General features: G+C 54.0%; 4 protein-coding genes. 2 read left to right on the top strand and 2 right to left on the bottom strand.

Annotation, left to right across the window (positions count from 1 at the left end):
* A partial coding sequence (gene purM / locus PPL9_RS25580; RefSeq protein ID WP_082597111.1) for a phosphoribosylformylglycinamidine cyclo-ligase occupies positions 1–677 on the top strand: 677 nt, incomplete at its 5' end.
* A complete protein-coding gene (gene purN / locus PPL9_RS25585; protein ID WP_057465338.1) occupies positions 674–1,327 on the top strand; it encodes a phosphoribosylglycinamide formyltransferase in 654 nt (217 codons plus the stop codon). The genes purM and purN, both read left to right, overlap by 4 nt.
* A 157-nt stretch (positions 1,328–1,484) precedes the next feature.
* On the opposite strand, the gene PPL9_RS25590 is transcribed toward purN, so the two are convergent.
* Together PPL9_RS25590 and PPL9_RS25595 are read right to left on the bottom strand one after the other, a co-directional pair.
* Positions 1,485–2,708 (bottom strand): hypothetical protein, encoded by a 1,224-nt coding sequence (locus PPL9_RS25590; RefSeq protein WP_057465339.1) that lies wholly within the window; start codon positions 2,706–2,708, stop codon positions 1,485–1,487.
* A gap of 227 nt (positions 2,709–2,935) precedes the next feature.
* On the bottom strand, positions 2,936–4,667 hold a 1,732-nt coding region (locus tag PPL9_RS25595; protein ID WP_244273469.1), incomplete at its 5' end, for a molybdopterin-dependent oxidoreductase.

The raw sequence follows: 4,667 nt of genomic DNA on the forward strand, positions 1-4,667 counted from the left end.
TCTCCGGCGCTGCGCTGATCGGCGGTGAAACAGCTGAAATGCCGGGTATGTATGCGGCTGGTGATTATGATCTGGCTGGATTTTCCGTTGGCGCGGCTGAACGCGGAACACTGCTGCCGTCCAAAGATATTGGCGAAGGCGACGTTCTTCTCGGTCTGGCTTCCTCCGGTGTGCATTCCAACGGCTTCTCTCTGGTTCGCAAGATCGTTGAAGTTTCCGGCCTGACATGGGCTGACAAAGCGCCGTTTGATGCTGACAAGACGCTTGGCGAAGCGCTGATGGAACCGACCCGCATTTATGTGAAGCCGCTGCTGGCCGCGATCAAAGAAACCAATGGCATCAAAGCCTTGGCGCATATCACTGGTGGTGGTCTTCCTGAAAACCTGCCGCGTGTACTGCCTGACGGGCTTGCTGCACGGATTGATCTTTCTGCTATTTCCTCTCCTGCTGTGTTTGGCTGGCTCTCAAAAGCTGGCGGCATTGAACAGTTTGAAATGCTGCGCACCTTCAACTGCGGTGTTGGCATGGTGGTCGCGGTTGCAGCAGACAAAGCCGATGCTGTTCGCGACGTGCTTGAGCGTGAAGGTGAAACTGTTGTGACGCTTGGCAAACTGGAAGCTGCGCAAGATGGAGCTGAGCAGGTTGTGTTTGACGGCTCGCTGGGTTTTGCCAAATGAGCACGCAGCCTAAAAAACGCGTAGGTGTTTTGATTTCAGGGCGTGGCTCCAACATGCTGTCTCTTATTGAGGCAGCAAAAACTCCTGATTATCCAGCAGAAATCGTTGTGGTGGGTTCCAACCGACCAGACGCAAAAGGGCTGGAGCGCGCTGCTGACGAAGGTTTTGCCACTTTTGCGTTGGATCATAAGCTTTATGGCAAGGACCGTGAGGCATTTGAGCGTGATCTGAATGCGATGCTTGAACAGCACAACATAGACCTGCTTGTTCTAGCTGGCTTTTTACGTTTGCTAACACCGTGGTTCGTAAGCCAGTGGCAAGGCCGGATGATCAACATCCACCCTGCTCTCTTACCAAGCTTTCCGGGTCTGCATACGCATGAGCGAGCGTTGAAGGAAGGCGTTCGCATTCATGGGGCGACTGTGCATTTTGTAACAGCGGAAATGGATGTGGGTCCAATCATCGCGCAGGGAGCTGTCCCCGTTCTGGACGGGGATAACCCGGATGATCTGGCAGCGCGTGTGCTGGCGGTTGAGCATGAGATCTATCCGAAGGCCTTGGAGGCTGTGGCCAGTGGCAGAGCTTCCGTTGATGGCTTTCGCGTGAAGATTGAAGGTGCTGAGCAGGACGATAAAAGCCTTATTTGTTAATGAGATAAGGTTCTCATAAAGAGACACAGAAAAGGCCGTAGGTGCTCCCGCCTCCGGCCTTTTTTCGTTTGCGTTACTATGTGCGTTCGTTTGCGCGATTTGTGTTTTTTCTGCGTTGAAAGCGGAGTTGGTCCTACGCTACCACCTGCGAGCCTTGTCAGATCCGAAGTTCACCCTTTTGCAGCACTAAGTCATCCAGTTTCACAAACTGAGATTGCCTCGCAGTGCTCCGCTCGGTCTGAGCTTCTGGCTGTTCGATACCATCTTCGTCAGGTCCTGTTTCCAAATCAGCATAGTTGACATTGGACTCTGCTGGTGGTGTCACTTGCTGCGATGCCTGAGCGGCCGGTCTGTTGAACTGAGCAAAATATGACTCAAACGTTTTGAACTCGCCTGATGTCTGCAGTTGAGCCATATAGCCATCGATGTAGGCTTCCTTCCCTTCCATGAAATTATTTAGTTCGTCCAGGCTTTGGAAGTTGGTTCCCAAATTACCATTCGTGATTTCCAGAGTACGCCGCGCGGAGTAGCTTTCGGTGTTCTCACCCAAGTTCTGTGCTTCCACGTTCTGGTAGACAGTCCCTGTGTTCAACTGCGCATATGTTGGCGCCACAGTCGTCTTTGGCTCCAGATGATCGTATGGGTGTTGTGGCCGCGGGGTATCATACTGATGCGGTTGTGGGCGCGGAGTATCGTATAGAGGTTGTGGTGGCTGGCGTGGAACATCATAAAGAGGCGATTGCTGCACTCCAGAGACTTCAGCGCTTCGGGTGCTGCTTGCATACCCCAATATTCGGCTCTGGGCACTGGAGACTGCAGCGTCCAAGGCTTTCAAGCTGCGGATATCGACTTTGGCGGCATCCCCCAGTGTGCGATGAGATCCGTCGTGCTCGTTGAACTCAGTCCTGTCAAAAACGCTCGCTTGAATACCGGCCATCATCGCTTTCAGGTCAACGAGACGCTCGGTCCCGGACGAGGCGTGCTTTATTGTGTCTGCAATCGTCTGCTCTGCAAGTTCCAGAAACGGAGCCCAGTTTTCTTTTGCTTGTTCCGGAGCACTTTGGGTCCGTCCCAGGAGGTTCCCGATGTTTTTTGTCGCGTCGGAGAGAGATTGTTTCACATTGGCAAGGCGGCCATGCGACAACGCACTTGCTGCAGATTTAAGATTATCTCCCAAACCGCGCTTGTGCTGCGGCGTGTCAACTACAACGGAGTAAATCCGTTCCCCTGTCTGCGGGTTGCCTTGTTTACTGCCAATAGAAACGATCAAGTCATCAGTATTTAGATTTAACGAGGTCGCATGCTCGACACGAGCCTGATTTACCAGATTTTCAACAGCACCGTGAAAATTGCTAGAGTTACCAATAGTTAATCCGCTCATTGCACACCCTTTATTATTATGAATTTGACGCAGAGTTATCAAATTCAATCAGAACTCGCTAAGTGGAACTACTTTACGATTCCTGGCGGAGTTAAGAGTGTCGCTTAGTACTATGAGGGCTCTTTTTCGTTCACATATGCGTTCAATTTTTGTGAACTGAGGAAAATATCACACGTGCATATTGAAGGAGCGAGATCACCGCTCCCAATATGTCGAGGATATCTGCCTTACGCTTTGCGCACCGCCACGTGGATGTCGTGGAAGGCAGCGCCTCCGAACGGTGCTGTCTGGTCGGCACTGGTGAGGGTGTTGATGCCGTTTCCACCTTCATGCGCTGCGTTGGGCCAGATGCCTTCTGCGATCACTGTGCCCTTTTGAGGACGATCGCCCACGGAGGCGTGCAGGATGACTTCGCCGCGGTGATTGGAGAGGATGATCTTATCGCCCTCCTCTACGCCCAGCGCGGCAGCGTCGTCAGTGTGCAGCATGGCTGTAGGGCGGCCTTCCTTCTTCACAGAGCTTGGTGTCTCGTTGAACGTGGAGTTCAGGAACGAGCGTGAGGGAGATGTGGCGAGGCGGAATGGATAGTCCCTGGTCGGCAACTCATTGATGTCCCAATGATCCGGCAAGGCTGGCATTTGTTGCCATGGGCCCATTGGACCGTTGTTTGGTGCAGGCACTTTCGCCCAGTCCGGCTTGAAGCGGAACTTGCCATCCTCATAGCCAAAGCCGTTTATGTAGTGGGCTTCATTGAAGTCTGGCTGACAGTCAAGCCAGCGGTTTTCTTCCAGCTCGCTCAAGCCACCCGGATACTTGGAGTTCCTGAGCATCCAGTCGATGTGCTCGCGGGAGGTCATTTTGTGTGCTTCGTGGTCTTCCCCGCCGAGGCGTTCAATCAGCTCATTCAGCACATAAAGGTTCGGTTTGGCTTCGCCCGGGGCGTCGACCAGTTTTGGACCGAACAGGAGGTTCTGGTGTCCGCCGCCTTTGTAGATGTCGTCATGTTCCAGAAACTGGGTTGCTGGCAGGACGATATCAGCCATGAGCGCGGTTTCAGTCATGAACTGCTCGTGGACCACGGTGAACAGATCTTTGCGAGCAAAGCCTTCTTTCACGAGGGTCTGCTCAGGAGCCACAGAAACCGGGTTGGTGTTTTGGATCAACATGGCGGTGACTGGTGGGCCGTCCATGAGCGCTTCGCTGTCGCCTGTAAGAACCCGGCCTACCTGAGACATATCGAGTTTGCGGATGGAGCTGTCGTGGAGCGAGTGGGCTTCGACCATGGCCATGTTGAGACCGTAGATGGCGCCGTTGTTATGAAACGCGCCGCCGCCCTCATATTGGTAGTGACCGCCAACAACCGCAATGCAGCTGGCGGCATGCATGGAGACCACGCCGTTGCGCTGGCGGGTGAAGCCGTAGCCAAGGCGGAAGTAGGTTTTCTTTGTTTCGCCGACCAACTTTGCGAGTTCTTCGATCTGCTCTGCGGAAAGACCTGTGATCTCGCTAGCCCACTCAGGGCTGCGGGTCTTCAGGTGTTCTTCCAGTTCGGCAGGTGCGTCAGCGTACTTTTCCATGTAAGCGCGGTCGGCATAGCCATCGCGGAACAAAACATGCATGACAGCGCAAGCGAGTGCGGCGTCGGAACCCGGCTTCAGGACAAGGCCGATGTCTGCCTGTTTCATGGTCTCGGTCTTATAGACATCGATGACAACGATCTTCGCTTTACGGGTCTTGCGGGCCTTGATGGCGTGGGTCATGACGTTGACCTGTGTCGCCACCGGGTTGGTGCCCCAGATCACCACAGCGTCGGCAAGCGCCATTTCGCGCGGGTCCGGCCCAGCGAGTTTACCAGTGCCAGCGATGTAGCCAGTCCACGCCATGTTGGTGCAGAAGGTCTGGTACATGCCGGAATAACTTTTGGCGTTGCGCAGGCGGTTGATGCTGTCACGCTGTACA

It is taken from the genome of Pseudovibrio sp. POLY-S9 (genome assembly GCF_001431305.1).
In the GTDB taxonomy this organism is placed as follows: domain Bacteria; phylum Pseudomonadota; class Alphaproteobacteria; order Rhizobiales; family Stappiaceae; genus Pseudovibrio.